Below are 15,132 nucleotides of genomic sequence, written 5' to 3' on the forward strand. Positions count from 1 at the left end.
AACGAATACATGTAATATAAGCCAAATAGGTATACTCATATTTTTATGAAGAAAATTACAAGAAGAGATTTTTTAAAAACTGGAATGCGTACTTGCCTATATTCATTTATAACGACTAGTATCGGATACTATTATGCTAAATATATTGAGCCTCATCTGCTCTCTTTTACAGAACATACACTGAAATCACAACTCATCCCAAAAAGCTTTCACGGTATGAAGATTCTTCAATTTAGCGATTTACATCTCGGATACTATTTCTCTCTCCAACATTTATCTCAAATCGTCTCTAAAATTAATGCTGTAAAACCCGACATTGTTCTTTTTACTGGTGATCTCATTGATAATTATCAAACGTATACTGACACTCCTTTCGTTGCATCTATTTTAAAAAATATACAAGCACCCTTCGGTAAATTTTCTATTTATGGTAACCATGATCACGGCGGATATGGAACGGAATACTACGAACACATCATGCGTGAATCTGGATTTGAACTGTTACTAAACAGTGAAAAGAGAATCCGTCTACTGGATAATAGTGAAATTTCAATTTTCGGTCTTGATGATATACTATTAGGCAAACCCAAAATAAAGGAAACACTACAGCGCGCTCGGAAAAACATTTATAACATTGTTCTTGTTCACGAACCAGATATTGCACCGCAAATTGCTACATATCCAGTTAACTTACAACTTTCTGGTCATAGCCATGGCGGACAAGTACAAATACCTTTTTTAGGCGCCATTATTACCCCAACACTTGCTAAAAACTATGTAGAAGGTTTCTATACGATCCAAGATTTAGCTCTCTATGTCAATCGCGGCCTTGGCAGAACACGTGTCCCATTCCGATTTATGGCAAAACCTGAGATAACAATTTTTACACTCCAACATTCGTAATCATTCGCCTATTTTCTTACATATCCTTTCTTGTACGCGCTCATCCATGTTTCATTTACCATATGATAAAAGTGAGTCCAATAAAGGAGGTTTGTTCATGTATCCATATTATCAACCAATCCCAGTCCGTTCAGCACCTATTGGTCCAGTAGGCGACTCACGCTTCTTTCCGTTTTTTGGCGTCCCATTTCTAGCTGGTATTGCTGGTGGACTGCTTGGCGGAGCATTAGCTTTCGGTCCTAGACCGTATTATCCACCATATCCACCACCTTTCCCACCGCCGACACCTTATCCTTGTTATGGCGGACCTTGTCAACAACCATTCTATTATTAATGTACCGCAACAATTCTACTAATGTTATTTCCTTTCTTAACCGATTCATAATCCATTAACTTGCTTATAATAAAAAGTATTCTCTCTACGCATCCTTTATAATAAGTAGAGAACAAAGTAAAAAACCTCTTAAAAAAGAGGTTTTTTACTTTGTTCTCATTATTCGGCATCTGTGTTTTGATACGCCATCTTAAATAACTTCACTTGGCTATCAATCTCTTCTGCCCCATTATTAATAACATAATAATAGTCACCGTCTTTATTTTGTTCACGTGTTTTCACATTATCAGCTAAAGTAAGCTGTAAAATCGCCTTAATTCGTGCCTTCATTTCAATATCTAATATCGGGAAAGATATTTCTACACGTTTCTCCATATTTCTTGTCATCCAGTCAGCTGAAGATAAATATATTTTCTCTTCTCCATTATGATGGAAATAATAAATACGGCTATGTTCTAAATATCTCCCGACAACACTAACTACCCGAATATTTTCACTTACATTTGGAATACCAGGTCGTAGGCAGCATGTTCCTCGAACGATGAGCTCTACCTTTACTCCAGCTTGTGATGCTTCATACATTTTTTTAATAAGTGGTTTATCAGTTAATGAATTCATTTTAGCAATGATATATCCATTTCCATATTGCCTATGATAACGAATTTCTTCATCTATTAAATCGATAAATTGCTCTCTTATATCAAATGGTGCAACCGATAAATGATGAAAATGTGGCTTTGTTGTATAACCACTCAAATAATTAAAGAAATTTGTTGCATCGACCCCAAAGTCTTTTCGTGACGTAATATAGCCAAAATCAGTATATAGCTTTGCGGTTGCATCATTGTAATTTCCGGTTCCAAGATGTACGAACCTTTCAATTTTTCCGTTTTTTCTTCTTACAACTAGCGTAATTTTACTATGTGTTTTCAAATGACTTACACCGTAAATAACATGACAACCCGCCTGTTCTAATTCTTTAGCCCAATGCACATTATTTTCTTCATCAAACCTTGCCTTTAACTCAACTAATACCGTCACTTGTTTCCCTTTTTCAGCCGCTACCTTTAGCGCCTGAATAATTGGAGAATCACCACTTACTCGATATAATGTTTGTTTGATCGCAAGTACATTCGGATCGTCTGCTGCATCACGAACAAAATCAACTACTGGCTGAAACGATTCAAACGGATGATGTAATAAAATATCATGCTCAATTGCTTTTTCAAATACATCTTCCGCATCCCCTAAATCTTGAGGTCGTTGTGGAATAAGAGCCGGATATACTAAATGTTCATATAAAGGCGCTAGTTTTTTATATAAAGAAAATAGACATGTTAAATCTAACGGTCCATCCATTATATACACATCTTCATCTTTTACTTCCAACACTTCATATAATAACGCTAATACTCTTTCATCAATGTGTTCTTTGCCAACTTCTAAACGTACAGCAGCTCCCCACTTACGCTTTTTTAATTCTTTTTCAATTACTTTTAATAAATCTCTCGCACCTTCTTCATGAATCGTTAAATCCGCATTGCGTGTAATACGGAAACGAGTAACAGATGATACTTTATATCCAGTGAATAATTTATGAGTAAAACCACTAATTACATCTTCTAATAAAATAAATTTATGCTTTTGCCCTTCACTCGGTAAAAATATGAAACGTTCAAGTAATGAAGGAACTTGTACAATTCCTAACTTCGTGCGGTTTTCTTCCTCCACTTGTTTCTCATCATATAAAAGAGTAGCTAAATTCAAACTTTTATTTAATAACATAGGAAATGGACGATACGCATCGATAGCTACAGGTGTTAAGACTGGGAAAATTTGCTCATCAAAATACTCTTCTATAAATTCTCTTTGTTCTTTCGTCAAATCATGGAATGTTAAACGCTCAATCCCCTCTAGCTCCAACGCTGGCAACACATAATTTTTAAACGTATCATATTGTACAGTCATTAATTCATGGGCCTTTATCGCAATTTTATTTAATTGCTTTTTTGGTGTTAAGCCGGCCTTATTTTCTGGTTGGTTAAACCCAGCGCTCACTTGATCCTTCAATCCTGCTACACGTACCATAAAGAATTCATCTAAATTGGAGCTAAAAATGCTAATAAACTTTAATCTTTCTAAAAGCGGATTCATTTCATCCTGTGCTTCTTGTAGTACACGTTCATTAAATGCTAACCAACTTAGTTCTCTATTGTTGTAATAAGCTGTATCATTTAAATTGACTATATTCCCCTTCAACATTTCCATCCTCTTCACACTTCCCTTGAAACTTTTTTACTATAATTTAGTTACTTTCATTTTAACAAATTACAATATTCCAAAGTGTTAATTTTTTGTAAAGACATCCGTACAACTTAGTGTTTTGATTCGAAGAATAAGTTAATATTCGTTTTCAATACTCTTTCCAGCTGCTTTTTTTGTTTTTCAGCTTGCACTTTTTCCGCTAATGCCGATTGCTCACATACAATTTTAAATGTTAATCCTTCTTTACTTTCTGTTATAGATATCGATTCAACAAGCGATCTTTGTCTTATATTTAGAGCTGCTGAAAATTGTAAAACAGCCCCTAATAGGCGAATTTTTTTTTGTTCATTTTTATCAAACCATCCTTCAAACGGAGACAGATGTTGTTTGAATAACATTTTTGATTTATAAGACGCAATAAGCGCTAATCTAACTCGCTCTTTATGCATCATACCATCAATTGTTTTATTTGCTAATAAATAAAACGTATGTAAACGGCTCGCTTCTTCGTCTATATATTTGCCTATATTAAATACTTTCGCTGCTTGATGGAACACTTCCCAGTCTTTTACTGACATAGAAATCAGCCCTGTTTCTTCAAGCTGTTGACAAATTAATCTTCCATGTTTAATAAGCTGTATTACAAATTCCATGTCCATTTCATATTCATGTGATAATAAATACAAACTTTCTTCGACCACGTTCGGATAATATGAAATCCCCAAATCTTTTGTCAACTCTTCATAGAAAACACCTTCTCTTAATCCTTTTCTACTTAATACAAATGCTGGTGCCTCTATAACATTAACAAGCGTATGAAATACTTCGACTGCGGGAACAATTGTATCCGCTCGATCTTTTGCCAATCCTTCCAATTTTTGAAGTTCTATGAACGACAAGCCTTCCAATTCTTCTTTCACATTTTTAATATCTTCTTCTTTCATCTTGTATAAATGTACTCCTGCTATAGGATAACAAATTAAATTTTGATGAATTTTCACTAAGTTCCTCGCACTACCACCAATTGCAATAAGGGGTAATTTCTTATCAATTAACCATGGTAATGTTCGAAATTGATATTCTAAGTACGTTTGAAGCTTTTCCAACTCTTCTTCAGTAGGTATGTCCCCTTTAATAAATTGTTGCTTTAAAGAAAGTGCCCCAAAAGGAAAGCTATGATACTCTAAAATCTCTCTATTTCGAAAGTATGTAACTTCCGTACTTCCTCCACCAATATCTACTGTAATCCCTTCCGAGAACGAAGTTGAATTCATAACCGCTAAATAGCCGTAACGCGCTTCTTCATATTCTGATAATACTCTAAGAGTAAAGTCTGTTTGTCCTTCAACAAGTTTTTTAATTTCCTCTTGATTCTCAGCCTGCCTAATTGTTGCTGTTGCAACACAAAGTACATGGCGCAACTGATGGAATCGTGTACTTTCTTGAAATTGAAATAATGTTTGTAACAATACCTCTATTCCTTCTTCAATCAACACACCATCGACTAAGTAATTCCTTAACCTTGCAACCACTTTCGTATTTTCAATCTCTTTATAAAAACCTCCATTTTGCTTTTCATAAATAACTAAACGCATTGTATTAGATCCAATATCTATAATGGCATATTGCTGTTTTAATATTTCTTTCAAACTTCTCACTCTTTCATTATCAAATTTCTAAAACACATTCTATTACTATTATACAAAATAGTTGTTTTTTGTAACAATATTGCTTTAATATTGAAAATATATACAATCACTTTTTGCATATAATAAAAATCGCTTTTACTTATGGTATAATAATGAAAAATTGAAAGGAGATTTAATATGAAACCTTCACAACCACAATCTCAATTACAAAACCAACATTCTATTAATCGACTAGCTCAATCTATTTTCGTTGTGAATCGTCATGCTAAAGCTGCAACTAATCCGAAGTATTTATACTGGTTAAAAAAGACAGCTTTAGAACGCTTAATTACTGAAAAAAAAGCTATTAAAGAAGGATTACATTTCTCTAGAAATCCACGTTTTAGCCAACAACAATCTGATGTTCTTATACGTTTAGGTGATTACTTTTTCCATATTCCTCCTACAAAAGAAGATTTTCGAATCCTACCACATCTCGGTCATCTTGAATCCTCCTATCGAAATCCGAAAACAACCTTATCTTTAACAGTAGCAAAAAAAACACTTCAAGATTATATTGGTCCTGAAGCGCTAAAACAAGAAAAGAAATTAAGTGAACCTGTCCCATGGTATAGTCGTACCTATACAAAAAAATAAAACAGTTTGGCCAATTGTAGGCCAAACTGTTTTATTTTTTCTCTTCTTTAATTTTAATATTTGCTTGTTTATAAAAAGCAATTTTTTCTGTATTATAAGACTTCGTAAATTCATTAAACTTGTCTTTTTCTGATTCAATATCTTTATAAGACTGATTTACTACTTTTACTTTTTCACTAATATCTTTTAATTTCGTACCTTTATCTTGTAACATTGTATATAATTCTTTTTCTTGTTTTAACGATTTATTATAGCTATCATACATTTTGTTAAATGAATCATGTCGTTTCTCATATGTGCTTTTCACTTTATCCGCTTGATCTTTCAATTTCTTATCTTCAATTTTCTTCACATATTTATCTGCCGATTTCACTTCTTCTTGTGCCTTATTTAAAGATTCTTTTTCTTTTTTAAGCACTTTTTCTCGTTCATCTGTATTTTTCACTGCTTGGTTTAGTTTTTCCTTAACAGTTTGATTATTATCTTTTCCTTCTTGAACAATCTGGTTATATAATTCTTGTCCCTCTTTCTCTAAAGTTTCAAGTTTTTTTGCATCTTCAAACATTGTTTTTTCTTGCTTTGCAGCATTTTCAAATGCAATATATAATTCCTCTTCTGGTTTCGGCCCGAAACAACCCGCTAGTAAAGTCATTGATAATGCAGTTACAATTGCTAATTTACTATATTTCAACATCTTTTTCCTCCTACTTATATACGATCATCGTGTAAAAAGCTATGAACTTATATAACCTTCTATAAACTCCACACTCGCACCTTTTTCACGAAAATCATTCATATTGTTTATAATGCTTGTACAAATTGTATTACTTGAAATTACATTTTCCGTTTTTGAACTAAATAGCAGTTCCATATCCATCTTTTACTTGGCACTTTTTAAAACCTATTGATATTATGTATTACACAAAAGTACAACGGAATTCATCATAACCATAATAATTTGAAGAACAACAGTAATCATTCACCTGATAAAAGATGTTCGTTGTTCTCACACGTCTATCATTCTATCATTCCCTTTCCCGCTTTCTATCAAATAATCTCTTCGTTCATTTTACACAGTATAAATGCTATCTTGCAACAACTTACAATTATTCTTGTCATTCCCTAAAAAGGAAAAGTGTAGAGTATACTTTCCTCTACACTTTTAAAATGAAACACATTGTGCAAAATGCATTGACACATCCATCATAATTATATGCCTATTTCATATAATTTTAAAGACTTTTATTACAAAAAAAGTTCTTTTTGTAATAAAAGTCAAAAAAATGTTACAATAAAAACTTCTTCATATCATATTTCTTCAAATCAAAATTTCACTTATTTTTTTACAAATTTCTATGCTGGTACAATTGATTTTGTGCCTTTCTTAACAATTCTTCAAACGTTTTTCCTTCTATAGGATAACTAGCAGCCCCAAATAATAGAGTCATACTTAACAAACCATTTTCTATTTCACTTTCAATATTTTTCATTAATCGGTTTGTTATTGTCGACTTTTCATGTCCGTTATCAATCGCCACAATCACATACTTATTTTCATCCCACTTCGTAACGACATCGCCTTTACGAATTGTCTTTACAATCGTGCTCTCCAATTTTTGTACTAACAACTCCAATTTTTTTTCTTGCACTGTTTCTTTAAGTCCTTTCCATTCTTTCACAGAAAGAATGTACACTGTAATATTATGAGAATCTCGTTCTGATAAAGCAGCTACTTTCTCAAAAAAATCAACTACAAAATCATTACTTGCCATTCCTCCTACTTCCGTATCCATACGCCCACTCGCTTTTTTATCATACCAATGTCCAAAATAATAGCTGAGTATCATTTGCAATATATAAATAATAAAGACGGTATAAAATGATCGCGAATCCAGTTTTGTAATTACATCCTGAAGCGCAATCCATTCTGTAACTGCCACTGTATTCCCAAGTAATAATCCACTAATTTTCCCTTTATGTTTCATACTTCACCTCCCTTCTATACCAATATATGTTTCTATAACAATTATGTTTTTCTACAAAATAAAAAATGTACATATTGAGTGTACATTTCCGCTTAAGCTTGTCTACCATTTCTATTCTATTTCATATATATGCCATGCATCATTTTAAAAATATGGTGACCTACATGCTACAAAAGAAAAATCTATCAGATATTATACGTTTACTATCGGGGTTTCTGTAGTCGCTAAAATTACTATTTAATTCTTTCGGAGTAAACTTCATTACATACAATCAAATCGACGCTATTGTAAATATGGATCGAACAAAAAAGGGAATCAAAAAGGAACCTTTCATACAGGTTCCTTTTGATTATTGCCGTACAACAACTTCATTTGTTTGCAACGGACCATATGATACTCCGTTATATTGAAATGTATATGTAGCCTGAAATAGTGTGTTTTTGAGTTCTTTATCTTTATTTGCTTTTATTTTACAAATTAATTCTACCTTCTCATTTGGTAATAAATTATCGATTCTCCACCTTACAAGCTGGAACAGAAACTCGCTCATCCCCTTATCAACCTTTAATGAATTTGGAATATAGGCAAAATAATCTCGAATCATATGGCTTACTACAACTCGTGAAATCATTTCCATTCCTTTATTTTCAACTTCAATTCGAATAATAAGTATGTCGTTTACATCATAGGTCAGTTCATATGAAAATTTTTCTTTATACATACTACGGATTTGTAATGTAACTGCTACGTTAGGACATTCGTTTTCCTTTTTTGAGCCATCAATCCATAATACCGGTTGTAGCGGTATTGAACGCCTTCCTTGATCCGGAATTCGTTTCCATATTTTCATAATAATATTCACCCCATTTCGGATGCATCATATCCATACGACCTTATTCTGCCTCTCTACACAATATTAATAAAGCTCGTTACAAACGATATATAGTTATTACTCTTCCTTTTATCCTATTCGACAAAGTAAAGAAAAAACCATTTTTCATCTGTTAACAGCAGGTATTCTTACTGAAATATTTTTTTACAATTTCCTTCATTGACTTTTTACCAATACTAAGTATTACTCACTTTTTCGCTGTCCATACAACAGAATATTTTGACGGAAGAAAAAGTTTGCCTTTTAGTCAAATTTGACTATAATATTCTTTATGGCTTTGTCAGTGCACTTGTGTAAATTGATTTTTAAAAATATATTTATAATTTTTATGCGCTGCACTCAAAACTTAATATAGTTTACTTATTATTAAAGGAGGGTTATCTTTGGAATCTCAATTATCAAAAAAAGACTCCAGCAAGACAAAATTTGTTGTTGCGGGTTTACTACTTGGTATTTTAATGGCGGCAATGGATAATACAATCGTTGCAACAGCAATGGCAACAATCGTTGGAGACCTAGGAGGATTTGACAAGTTCGTTTGGGTCACGTCTGCATATATGGTAGCAACAATGGCAGGAATGCCTATCTTCGGAAAACTTTCTGATATGTACGGACGGAAACGCTTTTATATTGGTGGCCTTATTCTTTTCTTGTTCGGTTCTGCACTTTGTGGAACAGCATCTAGTATTGAGCAATTAAGTATTTATAGAGCAATTCAAGGAATTGGTGGCGGAGCTCTTATGCCTATCGCCTTCACTATTATGTACGACATATTCCCACCAGAAAAGCGCGGAAAAATGACAGGGCTATTCGGTGCTGTTTTCGGAACATCTAGTGTATTCGGCCCTTTATTAGGTGCTTATATTACAGACTATATAAGTTGGCACTGGGTCTTCTATATTAATATTCCATTAGGACTTATCTCCTTCTTCTTCATTACGAAATATTATAGTGAATCTCTAGAATTTAGAAAACAAAAAATTGATTGGGCTGGCGCTATTACACTTGTTATTAGTATCGTTTGCTTAATGTTCGCATTAGAACTTGGTGGTAAAGAATACGCATGGGATTCCACTGTGATTATCGGCTTATTTACAACAGTTGTTATTATGCTTATTATTTTCTTCTTCGTAGAACGAAAAGCAACCGAGCCTATCATTTCTTTCCATCTATTTAAAAAACCTTTATTCGCAGCTAGCCAAGGTGTTGCCTTTTTCTATGGTGCCGCTTTTATCATCTGTACAGTTTATATCCCAATCTTCGTTCAAGGTGTTCTTGGTGGTTCAGCCTCAAATGCTGGATTAATTTTAACACCTATGATGATTGGCTCTGTAATTGGAAGTCAAACGGGTGGACAGTTAGCTTCTCGAACAAGTTATCGTAACATTATGATGGCATCTGGAGTTTTCTTCGTTCTTGGCATTTATTTACTAAGCACTTTAACAATGGACACACCTCGCCTACTCGTAACACTATTTATGGTTCTCGCTGGACTTGGTGTTGGTTTCTCATTCTCAGTTTTAAGTATGTCTTCGATTCACAAATTAGAAATGAGAGACCGTGGTTCTGCTACATCAACAAACTCATTTTTCCGTTCACTCGGTATGACTCTTGGTGTAACAATTTTCGGTACAATTCAAAATCATATTTTTACAGATAAACTAAACACTCTCTTCCCACCTGAACTAGCAAAATTAGCTCCAAAGGGTGGAGACACAAGTTTCTTATTATCACCAGGTGCTACCGATAAAATACCAACTGAAATATTAACTGGTATTAAAGAAGCTCTAGCTACATCTATTGCCAGTACATTCTTCTGGGCACTGATCCCGGCTGTACTAAGTATTATTTGCATTTTACTTATGGGAAATGAGCGTCTTTTTACAGGACCAAAAACGAAACAAAAACAAAAGCAAGTAAGCTAATATATAGAAAAGAAACGGCATATCCCTTTATGAAAACGGATATGCCGTTTATAATATGTATAAAGTTTTTATATATAGGAGTTGAGACAGCATGAGCATGAAATTAGTCATTCTCGGCTTACTACTCGAAGGAGATAAACATCCATATGAAGTGCAGCACATCATGAAAGAACGACAAATGGACTGTTACATTAAATATGCAAAAGGATCACTTTACTATGCCTTTGAGCAATTAGAAAAACAAGGGGCAATTCGTGTTACAACTATTGTTCGAGATACAAATAGACCAGATAAAACAATTTTTCATATAACAGACGAAGGTAAGCGGTTATTTCACACATTACTATTAAAACAATTCGAGGCAAAAAATCAAATATATAAACCAATTTATTCGGCACTCTCTTTCGCTCATTTTGGTAATGATGAAGAGTTAGTTCCTATTTTAGAAAAAAAGAAAAATGACACCATTCAATATTTACATAATATGCAAACTATATATGATAGTAGCAAAGGACACATCCCACGTGCACAGCGATATATTTTGCAAAGCGTTATTGAACATATTACAGTCGAATTGCAATGGTTAAACACCCTTCTTGCAGATGCTGTTGCCGGGCGACTTTCAGAAATTGATATAGATACGGATTAAACTTTTAAAATAGAAATTGATATAGATACGGATTAAACTTTTAAAATAGAAACTGTAAAATGACAATATAGTTATTTTATTTCAAAGTCTAAAACAAGTATAACCCCATTCTAATTTAGGTTGGGGTTATGCTTGTTTAATTTTCTATATAAGATAAACCAATTATTTAATAACTTAACTGGCATCTTATGTATGTATAGGTACCCATTTCTTTATAAATTTAATCGCACTTTATTTCAATTCTCCTCATGTTTCTTCACTCTAAAAAATCAGAAAAATACAAATAATTAAAATAAAAAACTTTAGAATTTTCTTATTTCAAAACAGTAGACAAAATTCCAAAAATTGTGTTAGAATTTGTTTCAATATCATATCGCTTGTTAAATTCCTTTCAAAAGGAAAATGGGTACACGAACAGTTTGTTTCGTGTTTAAAAGGGAAGCTTGGTGAAACTCCAACACGGTCCCGCCACTGTAAATGCTGAGATTTCTTTTTAATGCCACTGTGAAAACGGGAAGGTGAAAGAAATCATATGAAGCATAAGTCAGGAGACCTGCCTGTTTTAACAACACTGATAGATTCACGGATGATGATGAGGTGTTAAAACAAAAAGGAAGGCTTATTTTCTATGCCTATATGCTTTTTGTTATAGGTATTTCCTAGTAAACGGAAATGCTTACTTTCAATTAGGGAGGAATTTGAAATGGCAATTCAAACAAGTAACTTAGGTTATCCACGTATCGGACTACAACGAGAGTGGAAAAAAACATTGGAAGCTTTTTGGTCTAATAAAATTGATGAAGAACAATTTTTAACAACAATGAAAGAAATTCGTCTTCAACACGTTAAAGCACAGCAAGAAAAAGGGATTGAACTTATTCCAATTGGAGACTTTACATATTACGATCACGTTTTGGATACTGCTTATATGCTAGGATTTATCCCATCACGTTTTTCTGAGTTTACATCTTACCTTGATGTATATTTCGCAATGGCGCGTGGCTCTAAAGATCACGTAGCTTCCGAAATGACAAAATGGTTTAACACAAACTATCATTATATCGTTCCAGAATATGAAGAGGGATTACAAATCTCTTTAAAAGATAATCGTCCACTTCGCTTATACGAAGAGGCAAAACAAGAATTAGGAGTAGATGGAAAACCTGTTATTTTAGGACCATATACTTTCTTGAAATTAGCTAAAGGCTATACACAAGAGCAATTTACTACTATTTTAAAACAGTTAGTTGCACCTTACGTACAACTGCTTTCAGAACTACATGCAGCTGGTGCACAAATCATTCAAGTTGATGAACCGATTTTCGCTTCTTTAACGAAAGAAGAAGTTCAACAAGCAAAAGAAATTTATGAAGCTATTCGTAAAGAAGTTCCAAATGCGAATCTTCTGTTACAAACATATTTTGATAGTGTAGAAGAAAACTATGAAGAAATCATTACATTCCCAGTATCAAGTATTGGATTAGATTTCATTCATGGTAAAGAAGGTAATCTACATGCTATTTCAAAATATGGATTCCCAGCTGATAAAACTTTAGCTGTTGGTTGTATAGATGGCCGTAACATTTGGAGAGCCGATCTTGATGAAGTTCTTACGTTATTTACAACGTTACAAAAACAAGTCCAAACGAAAAACTTCATCGTTCAGCCTTCTTGTAGCTTATTGCATACGCCAATCGATAAAACAGAAGAAACTCACTTATCGACTGAGCTATTTGACGCGTTGGCATTTGCAAATCAAAAATTAGAAGAGTTAGTTCTTATTCATTCCGCTCTAACTCAAGGTACAGAAAGCATTCGTAATGAGCTGGAAACATATCGAAATGTACATCATACAATTCGTTCATCTGCTGCACGTAACCGAGAAGATGTCAAAGCAGCACGAACAGCACTAAAAGAAGAAGATTTTTCACGACCTCTTCCATTTGAAAAACGATATGAATTGCAACAAGTTGCTCTGAAGTTACCGTTGTTACCAACAACAACTATCGGTAGCTTCCCGCAAACAACTGAAGTTCGCCAAACGCGAAAAGAATGGCGTAACGGTGTTATTTCAAATGAACAATATGAACAATTTATTGAAAAAGAGACAGAAAAATGGATTCGTTACCAAGAAGAAATTGGTCTTGATGTTCTTGTACACGGTGAGTTTGAAAGAACTGACATGGTCGAATATTTTGGTGAACGCCTTGCTGGTTTCTCATTCACTAAAAACGGTTGGGTGCAATCATACGGTTCCCGCTGCGTAAAACCACCTGTTATTTATGGTGATGTAGCCTTTATTAACGGAATGACTATTAAGGAAACTGTTTATGCACAAAGCTTAACAGAGAAAGTTGTAAAAGGAATGTTAACTGGACCTGTTACGATTTTAAATTGGTCCTTCGTTCGAAATGACATTCCAAGAAAAGAAGTTTCATATCAAATTGCATTAGCTCTTCGTCATGAAATTGAACTACTTGAATCTTCCGGAATTCGAGTAATTCAAGTCGATGAGCCAGCACTTCGTGAAGGAATGCCACTAAAAGAAAAAGATTGGGACGCTTATATTACATGGGCAGTACAATCCTTCCTTTTAGCCACTTCATCTGTAGCAAATGAAACACAAATTCATACTCATATGTGTTACAGTAACTTCGAAGATATCGTTGATGCGATTCGCGCATTAGATGCAGATGTGATTTCTATCGAAACATCAAGAAGTCACGGTGAATTTATTGATACATTAAAACATACAACATATGAAAAAGGCATCGGTCTAGGTGTATATGATATTCATAGCCCACGTGTACCAAGTAAAGATGAAATGTATAAAATCGTAGAACAATCTTTAAAAGTATGCGATCCTAAATATTTCTGGATTAATCCTGATTGTGGTTTAAAAACGAGAAGAACAGAAGAAGTTATCCCAGCTTTAGAGCACATGGTGCAAGCGGCAAAAGACGCTCGTTCCTTGCTAAAAACAAACGCATAATAAAAAATGGGGTATCCTTTTTGAGGATACCCCATTTTTTATTCTTTACTTTCAAAAAAGAATTCATATTGTATTTTATATAATTCATCATCCGTTGGTTCTTCAAGGGGTGTTGCCTGTAATACAACCGTATACTCACCATTTGGAATAGGAATTTGAAATTTATTTGAAAGAATACTTGTTACAACGATACATTCATTTTCAACTGTAAAAGGAACTGTAACCGTTCTAATTACTTCTTCTTTCTCAATATGTTTCCCTGGGGTCACTTTTACTTCACAAATATAATCAGAAAGTGCTTCAAAAATAACAGTTCCATCCGCCTTCGCATAACCTCTCTCAAAATCTTCATCCGTCCAGTCAACGTAAGGCTGCTCACCGTCATAATTCATTAACATTAATTGCGAATACGAAATTGTTAACTCCATCGTTTCCCTCCTCCTTCATTATGAAATATACAACTACTACTTTACGTCAAATTTTACACGCGTACCATCTGGGTATTTATCTAACTTATTTCCTACCCAAGAGCCTGCTCCGCGATTATCTGCTGGACTTATATATTCGATGTGCGCTCCTTTTCCGCCTTCTTTACACATCGCCATTGGCCATTCATCACGATCATACCCTTTTTTTGATGGGTATGGAGCTAACGATAATTTTCTTCTATCCGCAGCGCCACCACGGTCGATTGTACACACTTCTGAATGCCCTTCTTTTATAGCATCCGTAATATGTTTCCCTGTCTCTGGGTATCGATCTTTCGGAAATTCTAGAACTTGATCATACGCATTTGTTTTTTTAATACTTGTTTCCTCTGGAACAAGCACTTCATACACCGCTACTACAATAGAAAGAATTGCAATAATTGAAATGATAATACCTTTTAATTGCTTCATGTA

Annotated in this window: 13 protein-coding genes, 1 pseudogene and 1 riboswitch; of the genes and pseudogenes, 7 read left to right on the forward strand and 7 right to left on the reverse strand. The window is 33.8% G+C overall.

Annotated elements, in window-relative coordinates:
• The first annotated feature begins 45 nt into the window (after positions 1-45).
• Both ACTFNE_RS01430 and ACTFNE_RS01435 read left to right on the forward strand, forming a co-directional pair.
• Entirely contained in the window at positions 46-903 is an 858-nt protein-coding gene (locus tag ACTFNE_RS01430; RefSeq protein ID WP_000724517.1) for a metallophosphoesterase, read from the forward strand.
• Positions 904-1,000: 97 nt separating this feature from the next.
• Complete coding sequence (locus ACTFNE_RS01435) at positions 1,001-1,237, forward strand: hypothetical protein (protein WP_000283744.1); 237 nt, start codon at positions 1,001-1,003, stop codon at positions 1,235-1,237.
• A gap of 159 nt (positions 1,238-1,396) precedes the next feature.
• On the opposite strand, the gene ACTFNE_RS01440 is transcribed toward ACTFNE_RS01435, so the two are convergent.
• The gene (locus tag ACTFNE_RS01440) at positions 1,397-3,505 is read right to left on the reverse strand and encodes a polyphosphate kinase (protein ID WP_270705471.1); all 2,109 of its coding nucleotides are present in this window, start codon (positions 3,503-3,505) and stop codon (positions 1,397-1,399) included.
• Positions 3,506-3,612: 107 nt separating this feature from the next.
• Positions 3,613-5,151 carry an exopolyphosphatase gene (ppx, locus tag ACTFNE_RS01445; RefSeq protein WP_046197909.1) on the reverse strand — a complete coding sequence of 513 codons (1,539 nt, stop codon included), beginning with the start codon at positions 5,149-5,151 and terminating at the stop codon, positions 3,613-3,615.
• Positions 5,152-5,328: 177 nt separating this feature from the next.
• Here ppx and ACTFNE_RS01450 point away from each other — a divergent pair, with 177 nt between their 5' ends.
• Positions 5,329-5,787, forward strand: a complete 459-nt coding sequence (locus tag ACTFNE_RS01450; RefSeq protein ID WP_000804868.1) for a YkyB family protein — start codon at positions 5,329-5,331, stop codon at positions 5,785-5,787.
• A gap of 31 nt (positions 5,788-5,818) precedes the next feature.
• On the opposite strand, the gene ACTFNE_RS01455 is transcribed toward ACTFNE_RS01450, so the two are convergent.
• Complete coding sequence (locus ACTFNE_RS01455) at positions 5,819-6,481, reverse strand: YkyA family protein (protein ID WP_046197908.1); 663 nt, start codon at positions 6,479-6,481, stop codon at positions 5,819-5,821.
• Positions 6,482-7,130: 649 nt separating this feature from the next.
• Complete coding sequence (locus tag ACTFNE_RS01460; RefSeq protein WP_046197907.1) at positions 7,131-7,772, reverse strand: diguanylate cyclase domain-containing protein; 642 nt, start codon at positions 7,770-7,772, stop codon at positions 7,131-7,133.
• 164 nt (positions 7,773-7,936) lie between these two features.
• On the opposite strand from ACTFNE_RS01460, the pseudogene ACTFNE_RS01465 reads away from it, so the two are divergent.
• Positions 7,937-8,182, forward strand: a pseudogene (locus ACTFNE_RS01465) (hypothetical protein).
• Here ACTFNE_RS01465 and ACTFNE_RS01470 read toward each other — a convergent pair.
• Positions 8,122-8,622, reverse strand: a complete 501-nt coding sequence (locus ACTFNE_RS01470; protein ID WP_000708168.1) for a hypothetical protein — start codon at positions 8,620-8,622, stop codon at positions 8,122-8,124. The pseudogene ACTFNE_RS01465 and the gene ACTFNE_RS01470 sit on opposite strands and share 61 nt — an antisense overlap.
• A 425-nt stretch (positions 8,623-9,047) precedes the next feature.
• Here ACTFNE_RS01470 and ACTFNE_RS01475 point away from each other — a divergent pair, with 425 nt between their 5' ends.
• From ACTFNE_RS01475 to metE, 3 genes are all read left to right on the forward strand, one after another.
• Entirely contained in the window at positions 9,048-10,589 is a 1,542-nt protein-coding gene (locus ACTFNE_RS01475) for an MDR family MFS transporter (protein ID WP_061132251.1), read from the forward strand.
• Positions 10,590-10,680: 91 nt separating this feature from the next.
• Entirely contained in the window at positions 10,681-11,238 is a 558-nt protein-coding gene (locus ACTFNE_RS01480; protein WP_002163528.1) for a PadR family transcriptional regulator, read from the forward strand.
• Between the two features lie 387 nt (positions 11,239-11,625).
• Positions 11,626-11,813, forward strand: a riboswitch (cobalamin riboswitch).
• Between the two features lie 128 nt (positions 11,814-11,941).
• On the forward strand, positions 11,942-14,230 hold the full coding sequence (gene metE, locus ACTFNE_RS01485; RefSeq protein ID WP_270705453.1) for a 5-methyltetrahydropteroyltriglutamate--homocysteine S-methyltransferase: 2,289 nt from the start codon (positions 11,942-11,944) through the stop codon (positions 14,228-14,230).
• A 38-nt stretch (positions 14,231-14,268) separates the two neighbouring features.
• Here the strand turns inward: metE and comJ are convergent, their stop codons facing one another.
• The gene (comJ, locus tag ACTFNE_RS01490) at positions 14,269-14,658 is read right to left on the reverse strand and encodes a competence protein ComJ (protein ID WP_046197905.1); all 390 of its coding nucleotides are present in this window, start codon (positions 14,656-14,658) and stop codon (positions 14,269-14,271) included.
• A gap of 36 nt (positions 14,659-14,694) precedes the next feature.
• A complete protein-coding gene (gene nucA / locus ACTFNE_RS01495; RefSeq protein ID WP_000811499.1) occupies positions 14,695-15,129 on the reverse strand; it encodes a DNA-entry nuclease in 435 nt (144 codons plus the stop codon).
• Positions 15,130-15,132: the final 3 nt, after the last annotated feature.

This window comes from Bacillus cereus group sp. MYBKT111-2, from assembly GCF_051915205.1.
GTDB lineage: Bacteria > Bacillota > Bacilli > Bacillales > Bacillaceae_G > Bacillus_A > Bacillus_A paranthracis.

What these genes read in the sequence shown, in the direction of transcription:
- ACTFNE_RS01430 (WP_000724517.1), top strand. Translation starts at nt 46, where the DNA reads ATGAAGAAAATTACAAGAAGAGATTTTTTAAAAACTGGAATGCGTACT.
- ACTFNE_RS01435 (WP_000283744.1), top strand. Translation starts at nt 1,001, where the DNA reads ATGTATCCATATTATCAACCAATCCCAGTCCGTTCAGCACCTATTGGT.
- ACTFNE_RS01440 (WP_270705471.1), bottom strand. Translation starts at nt 3,505, where the DNA reads ATGGAAATGTTGAAGGGGAATATAGTCAATTTAAATGATACAGCTTAT.
- ACTFNE_RS01450 (WP_000804868.1), top strand. Translation starts at nt 5,329, where the DNA reads ATGAAACCTTCACAACCACAATCTCAATTACAAAACCAACATTCTATT.
- ACTFNE_RS01455 (WP_046197908.1), bottom strand. Translation starts at nt 6,481, where the DNA reads ATGTTGAAATATAGTAAATTAGCAATTGTAACTGCATTATCAATGACT.
- ACTFNE_RS01460 (WP_046197907.1), bottom strand. Translation starts at nt 7,772, where the DNA reads ATGAAACATAAAGGGAAAATTAGTGGATTATTACTTGGGAATACAGTG.
- ACTFNE_RS01470 (WP_000708168.1), bottom strand. Translation starts at nt 8,622, where the DNA reads ATGAAAATATGGAAACGAATTCCGGATCAAGGAAGGCGTTCAATACCG.
- ACTFNE_RS01480 (WP_002163528.1), top strand. Translation starts at nt 10,681, where the DNA reads ATGAGCATGAAATTAGTCATTCTCGGCTTACTACTCGAAGGAGATAAA.
- metE (WP_270705453.1), top strand. Translation starts at nt 11,942, where the DNA reads ATGGCAATTCAAACAAGTAACTTAGGTTATCCACGTATCGGACTACAA.
- comJ (WP_046197905.1), bottom strand. Translation starts at nt 14,658, where the DNA reads ATGGAGTTAACAATTTCGTATTCGCAATTAATGTTAATGAATTATGAC.
- nucA (WP_000811499.1), bottom strand. Translation starts at nt 15,129, where the DNA reads ATGAAGCAATTAAAAGGTATTATCATTTCAATTATTGCAATTCTTTCT.